This is a genomic window from Streptomyces koelreuteriae, from assembly GCF_018604545.1.
Lineage (GTDB): Bacteria > Actinomycetota > Actinomycetes > Streptomycetales > Streptomycetaceae > Streptomyces > Streptomyces koelreuteriae.
The window spans coordinates 1,404,487-1,423,500 of record NZ_CP075896.1 but is presented as its reverse complement, the minus strand read 5'-3'; the positions used below and the strand labels follow the sequence as shown (position 1 = coordinate 1,423,500).

13 protein-coding genes are annotated in these 19,014 nt (G+C 72.3%); 3 read left to right on the top strand and 10 right to left on the bottom strand.

Annotated elements, in window-relative coordinates; all coding sequences use genetic code 11:
• Positions 1 to 66 precede the first annotated feature (66 nt).
• The gene (locus KJK29_RS06305; protein WP_215117712.1) at positions 67 to 1,623 is read left to right on the top strand and encodes a Re/Si-specific NAD(P)(+) transhydrogenase subunit alpha; all 1,557 of its coding nucleotides are present in this window, start codon (positions 67 to 69) and stop codon (positions 1,621 to 1,623) included.
• A gap of 6 nt (positions 1,624 to 1,629) precedes the next feature.
• A complete protein-coding gene (gene pntB, locus KJK29_RS06300) occupies positions 1,630 to 3,063 on the top strand; it encodes a Re/Si-specific NAD(P)(+) transhydrogenase subunit beta (RefSeq protein ID WP_215117711.1) in 1,434 nt (477 codons plus the stop codon).
• Between the two features lie 82 nt (positions 3,064 to 3,145).
• Here the strand turns inward: pntB and KJK29_RS06295 are convergent, their stop codons facing one another.
• The 8 genes from KJK29_RS06295 to KJK29_RS06260 all read right to left on the bottom strand — a co-directional run bounded on the left by KJK29_RS06295 (position 3,146) and on the right by KJK29_RS06260 (position 13,656).
• Positions 3,146 to 3,793, bottom strand: a complete 648-nt coding sequence (locus KJK29_RS06295; protein ID WP_215117710.1) for a TetR/AcrR family transcriptional regulator — start codon at positions 3,791 to 3,793, stop codon at positions 3,146 to 3,148.
• A gap of 85 nt (positions 3,794 to 3,878) precedes the next feature.
• Entirely contained in the window at positions 3,879 to 4,592 is a 714-nt protein-coding gene (locus KJK29_RS06290; protein WP_215117709.1) for a DUF1775 domain-containing protein, read from the bottom strand.
• Between the two features lie 781 nt (positions 4,593 to 5,373).
• The gene (gene argG, locus KJK29_RS06285; RefSeq protein ID WP_215117708.1) at positions 5,374 to 6,828 is read right to left on the bottom strand and encodes an argininosuccinate synthase; all 1,455 of its coding nucleotides are present in this window, start codon (positions 6,826 to 6,828) and stop codon (positions 5,374 to 5,376) included.
• A 108-nt stretch (positions 6,829 to 6,936) separates the two neighbouring features.
• Positions 6,937 to 7,929, bottom strand: coding sequence for a methylmalonyl Co-A mutase-associated GTPase MeaB (meaB, locus tag KJK29_RS06280; RefSeq protein ID WP_215117707.1), 993 nt, complete (start codon positions 7,927 to 7,929; stop codon positions 6,937 to 6,939).
• Positions 7,926 to 10,100 (bottom strand): methylmalonyl-CoA mutase, encoded by a 2,175-nt coding sequence (scpA, locus tag KJK29_RS06275; protein WP_215117706.1) that lies wholly within the window; start codon positions 10,098 to 10,100, stop codon positions 7,926 to 7,928. The genes meaB and scpA overlap by 4 nt, the downstream gene beginning before the upstream one ends.
• Positions 10,100 to 11,908, bottom strand: coding sequence for a methylmalonyl-CoA mutase family protein (locus KJK29_RS06270; protein WP_215117705.1), 1,809 nt, complete (start codon positions 11,906 to 11,908; stop codon positions 10,100 to 10,102). The genes scpA and KJK29_RS06270 overlap by 1 nt, the downstream gene beginning before the upstream one ends.
• A 102-nt stretch (positions 11,909 to 12,010) precedes the next feature.
• The gene (locus KJK29_RS06265; RefSeq protein WP_215117704.1) at positions 12,011 to 13,120 is read right to left on the bottom strand and encodes an AI-2E family transporter; all 1,110 of its coding nucleotides are present in this window, start codon (positions 13,118 to 13,120) and stop codon (positions 12,011 to 12,013) included.
• A 110-nt stretch (positions 13,121 to 13,230) separates the two neighbouring features.
• Positions 13,231 to 13,656 carry a DUF6003 family protein gene (locus KJK29_RS06260; protein WP_215117703.1) on the bottom strand — a complete coding sequence of 142 codons (426 nt, stop codon included), beginning with the start codon at positions 13,654 to 13,656 and terminating at the stop codon, positions 13,231 to 13,233.
• Between the two features lie 126 nt (positions 13,657 to 13,782).
• Here KJK29_RS06260 and KJK29_RS06255 point away from each other — a divergent pair, with 126 nt between their 5' ends.
• On the top strand, positions 13,783 to 14,880 hold the full coding sequence (locus KJK29_RS06255; protein ID WP_215117702.1) for a winged helix DNA-binding domain-containing protein: 1,098 nt from the start codon (positions 13,783 to 13,785) through the stop codon (positions 14,878 to 14,880).
• Positions 14,881 to 14,971: 91 nt separating this feature from the next.
• On the opposite strand, the gene KJK29_RS06250 is transcribed toward KJK29_RS06255, so the two are convergent.
• Both KJK29_RS06250 and KJK29_RS06245 read right to left on the bottom strand, forming a co-directional pair.
• Positions 14,972 to 15,763 carry a S1 family peptidase gene (locus KJK29_RS06250; RefSeq protein WP_215117701.1) on the bottom strand — a complete coding sequence of 264 codons (792 nt, stop codon included), beginning with the start codon at positions 15,761 to 15,763 and terminating at the stop codon, positions 14,972 to 14,974.
• Positions 15,764 to 15,971: 208 nt separating this feature from the next.
• Positions 15,972 to 18,824 carry a helix-turn-helix transcriptional regulator gene (locus KJK29_RS06245; protein ID WP_215117700.1) on the bottom strand — a complete coding sequence of 951 codons (2,853 nt, stop codon included), beginning with the start codon at positions 18,822 to 18,824 and terminating at the stop codon, positions 15,972 to 15,974.
• Positions 18,825 to 19,014 lie beyond the last annotated feature (190 nt).

The following is a 19,014-nucleotide window of genomic DNA, read 5'->3' as shown; positions in this document are numbered from 1 at the left end:
CGCGTCGAAGGTGCAGGATGCGGGCACCAAGGAGGACAGGCAGCAGAACGACGAGAGAGGCAGACGATGGCCCCAGCGGAACCGGAACCCCAGCGGATCGGCGTACCCGCCGAGTCCACTGCGGGCGAGACCAGGGTGGCGGCGACGCCGGCCACCGTGGGGAGACTTGTCGCGCTCGGATACGACGTGGTGGTCGAACCGGGAGCGGGAGCCTCGTCCCGCTTCTTCGACACGGCCTACGAGGAGGCGGGAGCCACCCTCGGGGACCCGTGGGCGGCTGAGATCGTGCTGAAGGTCAACGGGCCCTCGAGCGAGGAGATCGGACGCCTGCGCGACGGGGCGACCCTGATCGCGCTCGTCAGCCCCGCCCTCAACCCCGAGTTGGTCGAGGAGCTGGCGCGGCGGCCGATCACGGTGCTCGCCATGGACGCCGTGCCGCGCATCTCGCGCGCCCAGTCCCTGGACGTGCTCAGCTCGATGGCGAACATCGCCGGATACCGGGCCGTGGTCGAGGCCGCGCACGCCTTCGGACGGTTCTTCACCGGCCAGGTGACCGCCGCGGGCAAGGTGCCGCCCGCCAAGGTGCTGGTGGCCGGTGCCGGTGTGGCCGGACTCGCGGCCGTCGGCGCGGCCCGCAGCCTCGGCGCCGTGGTCCGCGCCACCGACCCGCGGCCCGAAGTCGCCGAGCAGGTCCGCTCGTTGGGCGGCGAGTTCCTGACGGTCAGCGCCGAGCAGGAGGTGAGCACCGACGGCTACGCCAAGGCCACCTCCGACGACTACAACCAGCTCGCCGCGCGGTTGTACGCCGAGCAGGCCGCCGACGTCGACATCATCATCACCACCGCACTCATCCCGGGCCGCCCGGCACCCCGGCTCGTCACCGCCGAGGACGTCGCGCGCATGAAGCCCGGCAGCGTCATCGTCGACATGGCCGCGTCCCAGGGCGGCAACGTCGAGGGCACGGTCGCCGGGAAGGCCGTCGTCACCGACAACGACGTGACGATCATCGGCTACACCGACCTGCCCGGCAGGCTCCCCGCCCAGGCCTCGCAGCTCTACGGCACCAACATCGTCAACCTGATGAAGCTGCTCACGCCCGGCAAGGACGGCCGGCTCGTCCTCGACTTCGACGATGTGGTGCAGCGGTCGATCACCGTGGTCCGCGAGGGCGAGAAGACCTGGCCCCCGCCCCCGGTCCAGGTGTCCGCCGCGCCCGCCCCGGCCGAGGCCCCGGAACCCGTGGCGGTGCCCTCGGAGACCCCGGCGAAGCCCGCCCGTCCGGCGTGGGCGCCGTACGCCCTCGTCGGTGCCGGAGCGCTCGCCCTCTTCCTGGTGACGGCCTTCTCGCCGAGTGAACTCATCGGCCACTTCACGGTGTTCGTCCTGGCGATCGTCATCGGTTTCTACGTCATCGGACATGTGCACCACGCGCTGCACACCCCGCTGATGTCGGTCACCAACGCCATCTCCGGGATCGTGGTGGTCGGCGCGCTGCTGCAGATCGGGCAGGGGCACACGGCCGTCACCGTGCTGTCGTTCGCCGCGATCCTGCTGGCGAGCATCAACATCTTCGGCGGATTCGCCGTCACCCGCCGCATGCTCGGCATGTTCTCGAAGGGCTGATCACGGATGACCACAGTCACGGCCGCAGAGGCCGCCTACGTCGTCGCCGCGCTGCTGTTCATCCTCAGCCTGGCCGGCCTCTCGCAGCACCGGACCTCCCGCTCGGGAGTCGTCTGGGGCATCGCGGGCATGGTCATCGCCCTGGCCGCCACCGTCGGCCTCGCCTCCCGGAGCATCACCGCCACCGGTCTCGTGCTGATCGCCGTCGCCACGGCCGTCGGCGCGGGCATCGGACTGTGGCGGGCCCGGGTCGTGGAGATGACGGGCATGCCGGAGCTGATCGCCATCATGCACAGCCTGGTCGGCCTCGCCGCCACGTTCGTCGGCTGGAACGGCTACCTCGACGTCGATCCCGGGCTCAGCGGTTCGCTGCTGGGCATCCATCACGCCGAGGTGTTCATCGGGGTGTTCATCGGCGCCGTCACCTTCACGGGCTCGGTCGTCGCCTATCTGAAGCTGTCCGCGCGGATCAAGTCCAGCCCGCTGACGCTGCCCGGCAAGCACATCCTCAACGTGGGTGCCCTTCTCGCCTTCGTCGCGCTCACCGTCGCGTTCGTGGCCCGGCCGAACATCGGCCTGCTCATCGCCGTCACCGTGGTCGCGCTCGCCCTGGGCGCGCACCTGGTCGCCTCCATCGGCGGCGGTGACATGCCGGTGGTGGTCTCCATGCTGAACAGCTACTCCGGCTGGGCGGCGGCGGCCTCGGGCTTCCTGCTCGCCAACAACCTGCTGATCGTCACCGGCGCGCTGGTCGGCTCCTCCGGTGCCTATCTGTCGTACATCATGTGCAAGGCGATGAACCGCTCCTTCATCTCGGTGATCGCGGGCGGCTTCGGCACCCCGGCGGCCGCCGCCGAGGAGGGCGAGCAGGGCGAGCACCGGGAGATCAACGCCGAGGAGACCGCGGAACTCCTGCGCGACGCCTCCTCGGTGATCATCACCCCGGGTTACGGCATGGCGGTCGCCCAGGCCCAGTACCCGGTCGCCGAGCTGGCGCGCAAGCTGCGCGAGCGGGGCGTCGAGGTGCGCTTCGGCATCCACCCCGTCGCCGGGCGGCTGCCCGGGCACATGAACGTGCTGCTCGCCGAGGCGAACGTGCCCTACGACGTCGTCCTCGAAATGGACGAGATCAACGACGACTTCGCCGCCACCTCGGTCGTCCTGGTCATCGGCGCCAACGACACCGTCAACCCGGCCGCCACCGACAACCCCTCCAGCCCCATCGCCGGCATGCCGGTGCTGCACGTCTGGGAGGCGGCCAACGTGGTCGTCTTCAAGCGGTCGATGGCCGCCGGTTACGCCGGTGTGCAGAACCCGCTGTTCTTCCGGGAGAACACCCAGATGCTCTTCGGCGACGCCAAGCAGCGGGTGGAGGACATCCTGCGCGGACTGGACGCCCTCGACGCGCCGGTCCCGGAGATGGCCGGCACATCGCGCTGAGCCGTGCTCCGTCGCCGGGGACACCGTCGCCGCCGAGGGCGGGGCCGGTGTCCCCGACGCGTGTCCTGACGGGTGTTCGGCTCTACGCCGGTACGGCCCTGTCCTCGGGCCCGGCCGCGAGGCCCCTCGCCGCGTCGTGGAGCAGCCGGGCGTGCAGTTCGAACATCGCCACCAGGTCCACGGTGTCGCCGTGGATCTCCCGGTGCACGAAGAGACCGTCGGCACCGGCGACGGCGTAGGTGGTGAGGGTGCGCACGGCTTCCTCGTCCAGGTCCGGATAGAGGGTCGTGACCGTCTCGGCGACGCGTCGGGCGGCGGTCTCGCGGACCTGGAGGAAGACGGTGCGGCCATGGGGTTCGACGGGGCGTCGTTCCAGGGCGAGCATCAGTCCGAGGCGCAGGAAGTCGGGCGCTTCGATCAGGGACCTGGCGATGTTCGCCGCCATGACCGTCACCCGCTCCAGGGGGGTGCCGCTCTCCTCGCCGGGCAGTTCGACGGCCCGCAGCCAGGTCTCGAAGCTGCCCTCGATGACGGCGGCGATGAGGTCGTCCTTGTCCTTGAAATGCCAGTAGATGGAGCTGGCGGGCAGTCCGCACTTGGCGCTGACGGCGGCGATGGAGGTGCCCTCGTAGCCCCGCTCCCCGGCGATCTCCACCGCCGCGTCGAGGATCCGCTGACGCGACTCCACCCCGTTGGCACGCTTCCTGCGCGCCGTCTGCGGCCTGGTCATGTGCCTGCCTCTCCCGCTCGCGCGGGGCCTCCGAGATCCTCGAAGGCCCCCTTTCACAGCTCCACTCTAAAGACGTTCACCTTCTTCAGGAGGTGCCGGTGCGGCGCTTCACCAGCCACCACGCGCCGCCGCCGACGACGAGCAGGGCCCCGAGCACACCGCCCGCGACCAGGCCCGGCGACGAACCGTCGTCCTCGGCCGCGGTGGTGTCGCCGGCGGGGGAGACCTCGGAGGGAGCCGGAGCCGAGGCCTCGGGAGAGGCGGGGCCGGGGCTGTCGCTGGGGTCGGTGGGCTTCGCCCCCGGCGCGGCGGCCTTCAGCTTCAGAACGGGCGCGGGCTGGGCCGGTTCCGTGTCGCCCTCGGGCAGTTCGATCCAGCGGGAGACCTCGCCGTCGCTGTAGGTCTCGACGGTCTTGAAGGCCAGTTCCGCGGCGTCGGGGAGCCGCCGTACCTTGATCTTGTGCTCGGCGTCCACGCCCGTGTCGAGGGCCGGGCCGCCGAGGGTGTATCCGTCGGCGCCGGGCTTCAGCTTCCAGCCCTCGGGCGCCTCGGCGAGTGTCACGTCGGTGGGTGTGATGCCCTCGGGCAGGACGACCCGGAGCCGGGTGAAGCCCGCCGCGTCGGACTCCGCCTCGGAGACGAACGTCAGGGTGACGTTCTCGGCCAGGGCCTGCGGCTTGTCGGCCTCGACCTCGGCGTGGGCCGAGGCCGTTCCGGCCGCGGTGAGGGCGAGGGTGACGACGGCCGCGCCGACGACGGCGACGCGCCGTACGGCACAGGCGTAGTGGTACGTGGACATGCGGGAACTCCTTGCTGGTGCGGCCGGGCACGGCGAAGCCGCGGCCCGGATGAGGGGACGACCGGGACGTGAGCACGTCCCGGCGGACCCCTGCGCACCAGCGCGTGGTCCAGCGTTCGTGTCCGTGGGGCGGACGGCGGGTCGAAGCGGCCGAGCAGCGGCACGACGGGCGGCGCGCCACCGGCATCGCCGCCGGGCAGCAGGGCCCGTCGTACGAGGGCCACGACGGCGGCGGCGACGCGCCGCACGGTGCGGGCGGCGGCGAACGCGGCCGTCAGCGCCGCGTCGGCCCGGTGCAGCAGCCAGCCCGCCACCAGCGCGGCGACGGCATGGGCGGCCGTCATACCGGCCGATACCTGGTGCCAGACGTGCCCGTCGCCCCCGCCCGTCCCGTGATGCCCGGCATGACCCGCCGCCAGGGTCAGTCCGGCGTGCAAGGCCCCCTGCGCTCCCAGGGTGGCCGCGAACACGGTCGGCAGGGAGAGGCGACGGCGTGCGACGGGCCGGACGGCCGCGAACTGCGCCAGCCCGAACCCGGCGACGAGCCACCAGGGCACCGCACCCCCGACGACAGTGTGATGCCCGAGCGCCGCGAGCACGCTGCCGACGAGGGCGAACATGCCCGCCCGCACGCTCGCACCGACGTTCACCCCGTCGTATACGTCGGGTACGGAAGGGCTGTTCAGACGGGTGACCGGTGGTCAGTGCTCCCTGATGAACTGAAGGGGCCGGCCCGACACCGTTCGGTGTCGGGCCGGCCCTCTTCGTGCTGCCGGTCCGGTCAGTCCGTGCCGGACTCCATCGCCGCGCGGTCCAGCCACGCGTCCTCCTCGGAGACCTCGCCGCGGGAGGCGATGGCCTCGGCGCCGCCCTCGGGCAGCTCCGGCATGGTGCCGATGAGGCCCGTCGCGGCCGCCTGCGAGGCGCCGATGGTGGGGCTGCCGGTGCCGATCAGGCCGATGCCGGCGTACTGCTCCAGCTTGGCGCGCGAGTCGGCGATGTCGAGGTTGCGCATGGTGAGCTGGCCGATCCGGTCCACCGGGCCGAACGCCGAGTCCTCGGTGCGCTCCATGGACAGCTTGTCCGGGTGGTAGCTGAACGCCGGGCCGGTCGTGTCGAGGATCGAGTAGTCCTCACCGCGCCGCAGCCGCAGCGTCACCTCGCCGGTGACGGCCGCGCCCACCCAGCGCTGCAGCGACTCGCGGATCATCAGTGCCTGCGGGTCCAGCCAGCGGCCCTCGTACATCAGCCGGCCGAGCCGCCGCCCCTCGGCGTGGTACTGGGCGAGGGTGTCCTCGTTGTGGATGGCGTTGACCAGCCGCTCGTAGGCCGTGTACAGCAGGGCCATGCCGGGCGCCTCGTAGATGCCGCGGCTCTTGGCCTCGATGATGCGGTTCTCGATCTGGTCCGACATGCCCAGGCCGTGCCGGCCGCCGATGGCGTTGGCCTCCATGACCAGGTCGACGGGGGAGGCGAACTCCTTGCCGTTGATCGTCACGGGGCGGCCCTCGGCGAAGCCGATCGTCACGTCCTCGGCGGCGATCTCGACCTCGGGGTCCCAGAACCGCACGCCCATGATGGGCTCGACGGTCTCGACGCCGGTGTCCAGGTGCTCCAGGGTCTTGGCCTCGTGGGTGGCGCCCCAGATGTTGGCGTCGGTGGAGTACGCCTTCTCCGTCGAGTCCCGGTAGGGCAGCCCGTGGGCGAGCAGCCACTCGGACATCTCCTTGCGGCCGCCGAGCTCGGTGACGAACGCCGCGTCCAGCCAGGGCTTGTAGATCCTGAGGTGCGGGTTGGCGAGCAGCCCGTAGCGGTAGAACCGCTCGATGTCGTTGCCCTTGAAGGTCGAGCCGTCGCCCCAGATCTGGACGTCGTCCTCGAGCATCGCCCGGACCAGGAGCGTGCCCGTGACGGCACGGCCCAGGGGCGTGGTGTTGAAGTACGCCCGCCCGCCCGAGCGGATGTGGAACGCGCCGCAGGTCAGCGCGGCCAGGCCCTCCTCGACCAGCGCCGCACGGCAGTCGACCAGGCGCGCGATCTCGGCACCGTAGGTCTTGGCACGGCCGGGCACCGACGCGATGTCGGGCTCGTCGTACTGGCCGATGTCGGCCGTGTAGGTGCACGGGACGGCACCCTTGTCGCGCATCCACGCGACCGCGACGGACGTGTCGAGACCGCCCGAGAAGGCGATGCCGACGCGCTCGCCGGCGGGCAGGGAGGTGAGGACCTTGGACATAGGAAGAGTATGTATCATCACGCATAATCATGCAAGTAGCGTGTAAGGATTCCGACCGGGGGGTCCGGGGCACGCCCGGGTCCGGCCGGAAAACAGCTCGTGATCAGCTCAGCGGGTGTCCTGCTCGGAGCCCCCGAGCGCCCCGAGGATCCGCTCGGCGGCCAGCGTCGGCGTCAGCTCGCCGTCCCTGACCCGCTGCTCTAGCGCCGGCGCCAGCGCCCGCACCGCCGGGTCGGCCTTCAGACGGCCGAGGAGTTCGTCGCGGACCATGGTCCAGGTCCAGTCGACCTGCTGGTCGCGGCGCTTGGCGGCGAGGCGGCCGGTGGAATCCAGCAGGGTGCGGTGCTGTTCGAGGCGTTCCCACACGGTGTCCAGACCGGCCGACTCGCGGGCGCTGCAGCTGAGCACGGGCGGGGTCCAGGCCGCGTCCTTGCCGTGCATCAGGCGCAGCGCGCCCGCCAGCTCACGCGCGGCGGCGCGGGCGTCGCGCTCGTGCGGGCCATCCGCCTTGTTGACGGCGATCACGTCGGCCAGCTCCAGGACGCCCTTCTTGATGCCCTGGAGCTGATCGCCGGTGCGGGCGAGGGTGAGGAGCAGGAAGGAGTCGACCATGTTCGCGACCGCGGTCTCGGACTGGCCGACGCCGACCGTCTCCACCAGGATCACGTCGTAGCCCGCCGCCTCCATCACCACGATCGACTCACGGGTCGCCTTGGCCACTCCGCCCAGCGTGCCCGCCGTGGGGGAGGGGCGCACGAACGCCGCCGGATCCACCGCCAGGCGCTCCATCCGGGTCTTGTCGCCGAGGATCGAGCCGCCGGTGCGGCTGGAGGACGGGTCGACGGCGAGGACGGCCACCCGGTACCCGAGCGAGGTCAGCAACGTGCCGAACGCGTCGATGAACGTCGACTTGCCCACGCCCGGCACTCCGCTGACACCGATCCGCCGGGCCCGCCCGCTGTGCGGCAGCAGCTCCGTCAGCAACTCCTGGGCCAGCGCCCGGTGCTGGGGCCGGGTCGACTCGACGAGGGTGATGGCGCGGGCGACGATCGCCCGCTTCCCGTCGAGTACGCCCTTCACATAGGCGTCGACATCGATCACAGGTCGTGCCCGAGGGTCGTCGCCAGCCCCTTCACCAGGTCGTACGCGGCGTCCGGGATCACCGTCCCCGGCGGGAAGACGGCCGCCGCGCCCATCTCCAGCAGCGTGGGCACGTCCTGCGGCGGGATCACCCCGCCGACCACGATCATGATGTCCTCGCGCCCCTCCTCGGCGAGCTGCTCGCGCAGCGCCGGTACGAGGGTGAGGTGACCGGCCGCCAGCGACGAGACCCCGACGATGTGCACATCGGCCTCGACGGCCTGCCGGGCCACCTCGGCGGGGGTCTGGAACAGCGGGCCGACATCCACGTCGAAGCCCAGGTCGGCGAAGGCCGTGGCGATCACCTTCTGGCCGCGGTCGTGGCCGTCCTGGCCCATCTTGGCGACCAGTATGCGCGGGCGGCGGCCCTCGGCCTCCTCGAAGTCGGACACGAGGGTGCGGGTGCGGTCCACGGACGGCGACTCCCCGGCTTCGTTGCGGTACACGCCGGTGATGGTACGGATCTGGCTCGCGTGCCGCCCGTACACCTTCTCCAGGGCGTCGGAGATCTCCCCGACGGTGGCCTTGGCGCGGGCCGCGTTCACCGCGAGCTCCAGCAGATTGCCCTCGCCCCCGGCGGCCCGGGTCAGCGCGTCCAGCGCGTCCCGGCAGGCGCTCTCGTCCCGCTCCTCGCGCAGCCGCCGCAGCTTCTCGACCTGCTGGGCCCGCACCGAGGTGTTGTCGACCTTGAGCACCTCGATCTGCTCGTCGCTGTCGACCCGGTACTTGTTGACGCCGATGACCGGCTGGCGACCGGAGTCGATCCGGGCCTGGGTGCGGGCCGCGGCCTCCTCGATGCGCAGCTTGGGGATGCCCGCGTCGATGGCCTGGGCCATGCCGCCCGCGGCCTCCACCTCCTGGATGTGCTGCCAGGCGCGCCGCGCGAGGTCGTACGTCAGCTTCTCCACGTACGCGCTGCCGCCCCACGGGTCGATCACGCGGGTCGTGCCGGACTCCTGCTGGAGCAGCAGCTGCGTGTTGCGGGCGATGCGCGCCGAGAAGTCGGTGGGCAGCGCGAGGGCCTCGTCGAGGGCGTTGGTGTGCAGCGACTGCGTGTGCCCCTGGGTGGCCGCCATGGCCTCGACACAGGTGCGCGTCACGTTGTTGAACACGTCCTGCGCGGTCAGCGACCAGCCCGAGGTCTGCGAATGGGTGCGCAGGGAGAGGGACTTGGCGTTCTGCGGGTCGAACTGCTTCACCAGCTTCGCCCACAGCAGGCGCGCCGCCCGCAGCTTGGCGACCTCCATGAAGAAGTTCATGCCGATCGCCCAGAAGAACGACAGCCGGGGCGCGAACGCGTCCACGTCCAGGCCGGCTTCACGGCCCGCCCGGATGTACTCCACGCCGTCCGCGAGCGTGTACGCCAGCTCCAGATCGGCCGTCGCACCGGCCTCCTGGATGTGGTAGCCGGAGATGGAGATGGAGTTGTAGCGCGGCATCCGCTGCGAGGTGTACGCGAAGATGTCGGAGATGATCCGCATCGACGGCGACGGCGGATAGATGTAGGTGTTGCGGACCATGAACTCCTTGAGGATGTCGTTCTGGATGGTCCCGGCCAGCTTCTCGGGCGGTACGCCCTGTTCCTCCGCCGCCACGATGTACAGCGCGAGCACCGGCAGCACGGCGCCGTTCATCGTCATCGACACGGTCATCTTGTCCAGCGGGATGCCGTCGAACAACTGCCGCATGTCGTAGATCGAGTCGATCGCCACACCCGCCATGCCGACGTCGCCGGTCACCCGCGGGTGGTCGCTGTCGTAACCCCGGTGCGTGGGCAGGTCGAAGGCGATCGACAGGCCCTTCTGCCCGGCCGCGAGGTTGCGCCGGTAGAAGGCGTTCGACTCCTGGGCCGTGGAGAAACCGGCGTACTGACGGATCGTCCAGGGCTGGTTGACGTACATCGTCGGGTAGGGGCCGCGCAGATACGGCGCCTGGCCCGGGCGCGTGTCCAGGAAGTCCAGGCCCTCCAGGTCACGGCCGGTGTACAGCGGCTTGACCGCGATGCCCTCCGGGGTCTCCCAGAGCAGGTCGTCACCGCCGGACGCGTTCTTGACCGCCGTACGCCACTCGTCGGGCCCGCCGTCGGCGGCCGGGGAGCCCAGCTCGATCCCGGAGAAGTCGGGGATTCCCATCAGGACACTCCCATGCGGTCGAGGGTGGCGGACAGCACGGCGACGGCGTCACAGCCCGCGAAGACGTAACTGTCGACACCGGGGTGGTTCCCCGGCCGCCCGGCGAGGAACACCTGCGCGGCACCGGCGGCCCTGAGCTGCCCGGCCACCGTCTCGGCCTGCTCCTCGTACAGGGCGTCACTGGAGCACAGCACGGCCTCGCTCGCGCCGCTCTCCTCGAAGGTGCCCTCCGTGACGGGCTCGATGCCGCCCGCCTGGAAGAGGTTCGAGGCGAAGGTCAGACGTGCGGTGTGGGCCGCGGCCGGGCCGAGCGCGGCCAGGAAGATCCGGGGCCGGGAGCCGGTCGCCGCGAGGTGGGCGTCGGAGCGGGCGCGCAGCGCCTCGTAGGCCTCGTCGCGGCGCACCCTCGGCAGCCCGCCGGAGCGCGGCTCGGGAGCCGGCGCGCGCACGACCGGCTTCTCGGCGAGGTGGGGGAACTCGCTGACGCCGGTGATGGGTTCGCGCCGCTTGGCGAGCTTCCCGCTGCGGGCCGCCCAGGTGTCGGCGAGGTCCCGGCCGAGGTCGCCTGAGCGCAGGGCGGCCGCCTGGCCGCCGAGTCGTTCGATCCGCCGGAAGAACTCCCAGCCCGCGTGGGCGAGTTCGTCGGTGAGCCGCTCCACGTACCAGGAGCCGCCCGCCGGGTCGATCACCCGGGACAGGTGCGACTCCTCGATGAGGATCGTGGAGGTGTTGCGGGCGATACGGCGGGCGAACGCGTCCGGCAGGCCGAGCGCGTGGTCGAAGGGCAGCACGGTGACCGAGTCGGCCCCGCCCGCGCCCGCGGCCAGCGTCGCGATGGTCGTGCGCAGCATGTTCACCCACGGGTCGCGGCGCGTCATCATCACCGGTGAGGTCACGACGTGCTGGAGCTGCGCCCCCGCGCGCGGGGCCCCGCAGGCCTCGGCGACCCTCGCCCAGAGCCGGCGCGCGGCCCGCAGCTTGGCGATCGTCAGGAACTGGTCGGCGGTCGCCGCGTATCGGAACTCGAGCTGCGCGCAGGCCTGTTCGACGCTCAGCCCGGCCTCGGTCAGCTCCCGCAGATACGCCACCGCCGTGGCCAGCGAGCAGCCCAGCTCCTGGGCGGCCGAACCGCCGGCCTCGTGGTACGGCAGCGCGTCCACGGTCAGCGCCCGCAGCCCCGGGTACTCCTCGGCGCACCGCCGCGCGAGATCCGCCACCGGCGCGATGTCGTAGCCCTGTCCGGTACGGGCCTCGTGGCCGAGCGGGTCCGCGCCCAGGTTGCCGCGCGCCACGTCCCGGGCGACGCCCCGCTCCTCATGCAGCCGCAGCAGCTCCCGTGCGGCCGGCTCGGTCTCGTGTCCCGCGTCGAGGACGACGGGGGCCAGGTCGAGATAGACGCCGTCGAGGACCGTGCCGAGGTCGGGCACCGGGATGCCGCCTTCGCCCACGGACAGCCAGAGAGAGGTGACCCCGTTCTCCAGGTCCGCGAGCACCGTGGCGCCGTCGGCCACCGTGTGCCGCTGCCGTACGTCCCAGCCGCCGACCGTGTTCCCCTCGGCGCGGCCGCCTCGCACAAAGGGCGCGAACCCGGGGAAACCGGGCTCAGGGGCGTCGTCGCGCGCGGTGTAGAGGGGCCGGGTGCGCAACCCGTCCTCCAGGGCGGTGGACAGGGCTTCCTCGGCCTCGGCTCCCTCGACGTCCTTGCCCGACTTTCGCAGCACACCCGCCACAAGGCGCTGCCACTGCTCATGGGGCACATCAGGGAACTCGCCGGCCAGCTCAAGCCCGTCGTCAGGCAGGACCGTCATGCTCGGATGTTAGGGCACGTTAACGAAAGAGCAGGAGTGGGCGCGGCTGTGACCTTGCCCTCCCCCTGACTGTGGCCTCGGTCTCCATGATCCGCGCGGCGTTCAGGCAGGGGTGGTGATCTCGTCCCCGGACGCTCGCAGCGCCTGGTACACGGACCACACCACGGCGACCAGCGGTACGGCCACCACGGCACCGATCACCCCCGCCGCGACCGCTCCGCCGACGACCGCCAGGGCCACCACCACGGGGTGCAGCCGGACGGCCCAGCTCATCACGATGGGGTGCAGGAGATGGCCCTCGATCTGTCCGATGATCACGATCAGGGCCACCACCACCAGGGCGATGAGCGGGCCCTTCGACGCCAGCGCGACGACGGCCGCGACGGCCAGGGCGATCGGCGAGCCGATCAGCGGGATGAAGGCGGCCACGAACTCCAGCAGCGCCAGCGGCATGGCGAGCGGCACCCCGAGAGCGAACAGGGCGATGCCCACGAGGACAGCGTTGGTCGCCGCCACCAGCAGGATGCCGTGCGTATAGCCGGTGAAGGTCCGCCAGGCGGCCCCGCCCGCGACCATGACCCGCTCCCGCGCCCCCTCGGGGAGCTGGTCGCACATCCACCGCCACTGCCGCTCGCCGGAGTGCGTGAAGAAGACCGCGCAGAACAGGGCCAGCGCCAGCACGGTCAGCACCTCAAGCAGCCGGCTCGCGCCGCTGAGTGCCGTACTGATGAGAGTGGAGCGATGGCTCGACAGCAGCTTGCCGATCCTGGACTGGAGATCGGCGAAGGCGTCCGCGGGCAGTCGGAACGGCGGCTCCTCCAGCTGACGCTCGATCCGGTCGATCCCCGCCACGAACTCCCGCTCCAGTCCGCTGCGCTGGTCCGCCACGGTCTCACCGACCAGGGTCAGCGCCCCGAGCACCAGCACGATGCCGCCGACGATCGCGACGGCCACCGCGAGCGGCCTGGGCATCAACCGGGCCAGCAGACCGGCCGCGGGACGGAGCACGGCGGCGATGACCAGACCGAGGAAGACGGCGACGGCGATCCGATGAAACTGCCCCAGCACGGAGAAGGCGAAGCGGACGACGATCCCGACGGCGATGATCCGCCACGCATACGCCCCCGCGACCCGCAGCCACCCCGGCACACGCGGCTCCCCACCCCCCGGACGTCCGAGCGGCGAGGCGGGCGGTTCGACAGACGCGGCCATCTCATGCCCCTACCACCCACCGCCCGCCGAACCGCGGAACCGGCCCTGAATTCGCCCGAAGGCCGGTATCGGTCGGAGGCCGGGCGGCAGCCGAACCCGTCGCCCTATCGTCAGCCGTTCGTCGCCGCTGTCACCGTCGCCGGATCCACGCCGGTCAGTTCGACGATGCGGTGCGGTGCCACTCCGGCGGTGAGCGCGCGGGCGATCAGGCCGTCGCGGCCGCCCGCGCAGTCGCGGAAGGCGAGGAGTTCCTCCTCCACCCGGGCGAGTGACCGGGGTGCGTTCAGATGGCGGACCCGGCTCAGTTCCTCCTCGCCCAGCGGGACGGGCAGCCGTTCCGCTGCCTCGGGGATGGCCGCCGTCTCCTCCGGCGGCAGCAGGCGCAGCTGCGGGGAGGCCGGCGTGCTGCCCTGCGCGTCCAGCCACGCGCGTACCGCGGGGGTCTCCATGCACGCGAGATCGCCGACGGCGGCGGGCGCCACACCGAGCGGCGCCGACGGGTCGTCAAGCAGGAACAGGTAGGCGTCGTCGGTCATCCTCGGCTCCTTCTCGACGGGGGCTGATCGATTCCCTTTACCCTGCCGCGCCCGGATTACCGCCGGGTCCGGGACTTACGGCCATCGCGGACAGAAGCTGTCCGCAACCCCCGCTACCGTGCCCTCATGGCGAACACCCAGCGGAGCGTCCTCGGTACCCGTGCCCTCAACCGCGCCACCCTCGACCGGCAACTGCTGCTGCGCCCCGCCCGGATGTCCGCCCTCGCGGCCGTCGAGCATCTGGTCGGTCTCCAGGCGCAGAACGTCAAGCCCCCGTACTACGCGCTCGCCGCCCGCCTGGACGGTTTCGACCCCGAGGCGCTGTCGGCGCCGATGGCCGGCCGCGAGGTCGTCCGTATCGTCACGATGCGCTCCACCATCCACACCCACACCGCGGCCGACTGCCTCACCCTGAGGCCGCTGGTGCAGCCCGCCCGGGACCGGGAGCTGGTCCAGTTCCGCAAGGGGCTCGCCGGTGTCGACCTGGACCGGCTCGCGGCTCTCGCCCGGGACCTCGTCGAGGCCGAGCCCCGCACGATGAAGCAGTTGCGCGAGGCCCTGCTCCAGGAGTGGCCCGACGCCGACCCGCAGGCCCTCGCGGTCGCCGCCCGGTGCCGACTGCCGCTGGTGCAGGTGACCCCCCGCGGGCTGTGGGGCCGTAGCGGGCAGGTCAGCCTCACCACCGCCGAGCACTGGCTCGGCCGCCCGTCGGAACCCGCCCCCGCTCCCGACGCGGTCGTCCTGCGCTACCTCGCCGCCTTCGGCCCGGCCTCGGTGAAGGACATGCAGACCTGGGCCGGACTGACCCGCCTGCGGGACGCCTTCGAACGGCTCCGGCCGCGACTCGTCACCTTCCAGGACGAGGGCGGCGTCGAGCTGTTCGACCTCCCGGACGCCCCCCGCCCCGACCCGGACACCCCGGCCCCGCCGCGCTTCCTGCCCGAGTTCGACAACCTGCTGCTCTCCCACGCCGACCGCACCCGCGTCGTCCCGCCGGAGCACCGGGGCCGCTCCTGGCAGGGCAACATCGCCTACTCCACGCTCCTCGTCGACGGCTTCCTCGCCGGCCTGTGGCGACTTGAGGACGACGCCCTCGTGATCGAGCCCTTCGACCGGCTCACCAGCACCAGGCGGGAGGAGGTCACCGCCGAGGGCGAGCGGATGCTGCGCGTGATGCACCCGGGGACGTCGTACGACATCTGCTTCGGCACCGTACGGAAGTAGCGCGCATGGAGAGGGGCGTTGCGGGCCGCTCGTGGAGGCCCGCAACGCCCCCTGGTCTTTCACCTGAGGGGTACTCAGGAGCTATTTCTGGTTACGAGTTGACCTGCGTCGTGACCAGGTTGGAGAAGGTGGTCAGCCGGGTGTACACACCCGGGTAACCGGCCTGGGCGCAGCCCTCGCCCCAGGAAGTGATGCCTGCCAGGACGCCCCCGATGAGCAGGGGACCGCCGCTGTCGCCCTGGCAGGTGTCCACGCCGCCGGAGGTGTATCCGGCGCACACCATGTCGCTCTGCACGAAGTCGGAGCCGTAGGAGCTGCCGCAACTGGAGTCGGACACGGTCGGAACCGTCGCGGTGCGCAGCTGGTTGGAGGAGCTGCCGCCCGCGGACGTGGTGCCCCAGCCGAGGATGCGCGCGGTGGCGCCGGCCGCGTACACCGAGGTCTGGGACGACGTGACGTACTTCGCCGTCGTGTACGGCATCGACGTCGACAGCGTCAGCACGGCCACGTCGTCGCCGTTGGTGGCGTCGGTGTAGCTCGGGTGGATCCATATCTTGCTGACTCTGCTGACGGTGCCGTTGGTGCCGTTGAGGTAGGTGCGGCCACCGACCACCCGCACGCTGCTGGTGGTCTCACCGACCATGCAGTGCGCGGCGGTGACGACCTTGGTGGGCGAGACCAGCGTGCCGCCGCAGAACTGGTTCTGCGAGGCGTCCGTGATCTGCATGACGAACGGGTACGCGGTGGTCGTGGTCGTGCTGCCGCCGACGATCGGCTGGGGAGCGGCGACGGCGGAGGGAGCGGTGAGCAGCGCGGTCGCGGCGGCGGCAGCGGTCGCCGCGGCGACGGCGGCGGCCTTCTTGGCACGGTTGAACCCGAACATGGGTCTCCTTGGGGGAGTTGCCGGTGGGGGGTCGCGCGGGTGGTGGTGAAGCACGGGGACCCTGACGCCGTTGTTCGGATCTCCGTGTGCCCGGCGAGCGGCACGCCCCCAAGCTAGAGCCCGGCACAGGGGGCTCCCAATGAGGGAACCCCCTAAGGGAGTTGGGCAGGGAAAACCCTCGGTCGCGCCCCGTGAACCCAGGTGGGGGTCAGGTCGTGCGACGGCCGGCGGCGAGACGGACGATGTCCACCCGCGAACGGATCCCCAGCTTCCGGTAGACCCGGGTCAGCGTCGCCTCGACGGTCTTGACACTGATGAACAGACGGGCCGCGATCTCCCGGTTGGTCGCCCCCTCCATCACCAGCGAGGCGACCTGACGCTCCATCGAGGCCAGGCCCTCCAGCGCGTCCAGCGCGACGGGCGGCGCCACCGAGGCAGGCTCCACCGCCGTCGAACCGCCCGCGGCGGCCGCGTCGACCTGCCGCAGCCAGGGCAGCGCCCGGCAGCGCCGGAACAGCCGGGCCGCCTCGTCGTACGACGCGGGCCCCGGCAGGGGAGTGTTCCCGGTGCGGGGCAGGGCGGCGGCCTGGGCACGCAGCCGGGCCAGCGCGAAGGCGGCCCGCGCCTCCTCCAGCCCGTAGCCCAGCCTGCCGAGCCGGTCCCGCACCGACGCCAACCGCACGAGGGCGGCCTCGTGTTCGCCGCGTGCCGCCCGCACCAGTGCCTCGGCCCGGTCCAGCACGGCCAGCACGCTCTCCCGGCCCAGCCGCAGCGCGTGCGCCCGGGTCGTGTCGATGACGTCCTGGGCCTCGCCCGGTTCGCCGATACGGACCAGCGCCTCGGCGAGGTCGCCGTGCCAGCGGCCGCGCGCCGGGTCGTTGATGCCGAGGCCCAGCTCCAGCTCCCGCACCCGGCGCAGCGAACGCACCGCGGCCGCCGGGTCCCCGGCCACCAACTGGGCGTAACCCAGGGCCGCCAGAGCCCGGGACAGATACATCTGGTCGCCGTCGACCTCCGCGTGGTCGGCCGCCTCACGCGCGAGCGCCAGCGCCCGCTCCACATCCCCGGCGGAGGCCTCCGCGAGGGAGGCGAGCATCGCCGAGGCGCCCTCGCCGATCCCGGCGTCACGGGCCAGCCGCAGGCTCTCCCGGGCCAGGTCGAGCGCCCGGCCGCAGTGCCCGGTGCGCAGTTCCGTGTCGGCGAGGAAGCGCAGGAAGTGCACCTCGCTCTCGACCATGCCGCGCCGCCGCACCTCGCGCAGCAGCGCGGTGATCACCGCCCGCGCCTCCGGCAGCCGGTCGCTCATGATCAGCCAGCGGAACCGGGCCGAGCCGGCGCCGTTGTGGTGGCAGGCCACATACGGGTCCTGGGGTTCGCGCAGCGCCCGCTTCACGGTCGCGGGCGCCCCCGGGTGGCCCATCAGGGTCTCGGTGGAGGCCTGGAAGGACAGCGCCATCAGCTCGGTGCGCCGGTCCCCGCCCCGGGCGGCCAGCTCCGCCGCGTGCTCCGCCTCCTGCCGGGCCTCGGCGAAGTCGCCCTCCACGACCAGACCGCGCCAGGCCAGCTGGTAGTGGACCAGGGCGAGCAGCCCCGGGTCGTCGCCCGCGTCGGCCAGGACCTGCGGGAAGACCGCGTCGACCTCGCCGAGCGCCTGCCCGGCCGCCTCGATGACCACCATCCAGGCCCGCACCCGCTCGGCCGGCACGGTGGCACGCGTCAGTACGTCACGGGCGATGTCCCGGGCGAGATCGGCCTCGCCGGCGGTGATCGCGTCCTCCGCGGCCTGCAGCCGCCGCTCGTCCGGACCCGGGGTGCTGTCCGCCGGGGTGTGCCGGGCCGCGAGCAGCCCGAGCGAGGCCGCCACGGACGGTGCCCCGCGGTCCAGGGCCAGCGCTCCGGCCTCGGCGAGCCGGGCCGCCACCTCCGGGTCGGTGCCGGTCGTCGCCAGGGCCAGGTGCCGGGCCCGCTCGATCGGGTCGGAGGCCGCCGTGGACAGCGCGGCGTGCACCGCCCGCCGCTCCTGCGCCGGGGCCTCCGCGTACAGCGCGGCCGAGATCAGCGGATGCGCGAACCGTACGGCGGGTCCCTCCGTGTCGGTCGCCAGCAGCCCGAGCGCCGCCGCCTGGGCCGTCTCGGCCTCGGCCTGCTCCCGGCCGGCCGCGTGCAGCAGGGCCAGCGTGGGGCGGGCACCGGCGCTGGCCACCAGGAGGGTGCGGCGCGCCTCGTCCGACAGCATCTCCAGCCGGCTCAGCACCAGGGCCCGCAGTGAGGTGGGCACGGGCAGCGGCTCGCCGGGCCGGGGCCGGGTGGGGCTCTCGGCCAGGGCGCGGCCCAGTTCCAGCGCGAAGAGCGGGTTGCCGCCGCTGGTGCGGTGGATGTCGCGGATCGTGGAGCGGGACAAGGGGGTGTAGCCGCGGTGGTCGAGCAGCGCCGAGACCTGCGTACGGGTCAGCGGGCCCAGCCGGACGGCGAGCGTGTCGGGTGGGGACGCGCGTAGATGACGGTCGTACTCCTGGCCCTCGGTCCGCACCGCGCACAGCATCTGCACGGGCGTGTCGCCCAGCCGGCGGGCGGCGAAGCCGAGCAGTTCGGCACTGGCGGCATCCAGCCACTGCAGGTCGTCGGCGACGACGAGAACCGGCCTCTCGGCGGCGAGGGCGCGCAGCGCCGACAGCACGGCGAGGCGCAGCGCGAGCCCGTCACGCTGGAGGGTGGACTCGCCGCGGCCGGTGAGCGCCGACTCCAGGGCGGTGCGCTGGGCGGAGGGCAGCTGTTCCGAGACCTCGTCCAGGACCAGGCCGAACAGGTCGGCCAGCGCCAGGAACGGCAGGTGGGATTCGGACTCGGTGGCCGAGCAGCGCAACACGGTCCGCGCCGAGCCGCCGTAATCCGCGGCCAGCGCCCGCAGGATCGTCGACTTTCCTATTCCCGCGGGGCCGTGGAGCAGCACACTTCCGCCTCGGCCCAGCTGTTCACGCGCCGACGTGAACAGATCCTCCCTGCCGATGACCAGGTCGGGGCGGCACCTGGGAGGCTCCTGGAAGTCCCGTCGCACGGTCACGGCTCCCCTCCCTGTGTCGTGTCCTGGCCAATATTAGGCAACAGCCCTTTGAATTTCGGACGGACGGCGTGGTGAGGGAAATAACAGCCTACGCCGCCGGGCGAATTCATTGGGCCCCCGAATGCGGCGGCAGACGCCGTAGGCGCCCCGTCGGGAAGCCTTCGGTATATCGAACGAACCTGCATATCCG

What these genes read in the sequence shown, in the direction of transcription:
- KJK29_RS06305 (WP_215117712.1), top strand. Translation starts at nt 67, where the DNA reads ATGGCCCCAGCGGAACCGGAACCCCAGCGGATCGGCGTACCCGCCGAG.
- pntB (WP_215117711.1), top strand. Translation starts at nt 1,630, where the DNA reads ATGACCACAGTCACGGCCGCAGAGGCCGCCTACGTCGTCGCCGCGCTG.
- KJK29_RS06295 (WP_215117710.1), bottom strand. Translation starts at nt 3,793, where the DNA reads ATGACCAGGCCGCAGACGGCGCGCAGGAAGCGTGCCAACGGGGTGGAG.
- KJK29_RS06290 (WP_215117709.1), bottom strand. Translation starts at nt 4,592, where the DNA reads ATGTCCACGTACCACTACGCCTGTGCCGTACGGCGCGTCGCCGTCGTC.
- argG (WP_215117708.1), bottom strand. Translation starts at nt 6,828, where the DNA reads ATGTCCAAGGTCCTCACCTCCCTGCCCGCCGGCGAGCGCGTCGGCATC.
- scpA (WP_215117706.1), bottom strand. Translation starts at nt 10,100, where the DNA reads ATGGGAATCCCCGACTTCTCCGGGATCGAGCTGGGCTCCCCGGCCGCC.
- KJK29_RS06270 (WP_215117705.1), bottom strand. Translation starts at nt 11,908, where the DNA reads ATGACGGTCCTGCCTGACGACGGGCTTGAGCTGGCCGGCGAGTTCCCT.
- KJK29_RS06265 (WP_215117704.1), bottom strand. Translation starts at nt 13,120, where the DNA reads ATGGCCGCGTCTGTCGAACCGCCCGCCTCGCCGCTCGGACGTCCGGGG.
- KJK29_RS06260 (WP_215117703.1), bottom strand. Translation starts at nt 13,656, where the DNA reads ATGACCGACGACGCCTACCTGTTCCTGCTTGACGACCCGTCGGCGCCG.
- KJK29_RS06255 (WP_215117702.1), top strand. Translation starts at nt 13,783, where the DNA reads ATGGCGAACACCCAGCGGAGCGTCCTCGGTACCCGTGCCCTCAACCGC.
- KJK29_RS06250 (WP_215117701.1), bottom strand. Translation starts at nt 15,763, where the DNA reads ATGTTCGGGTTCAACCGTGCCAAGAAGGCCGCCGCCGTCGCCGCGGCG.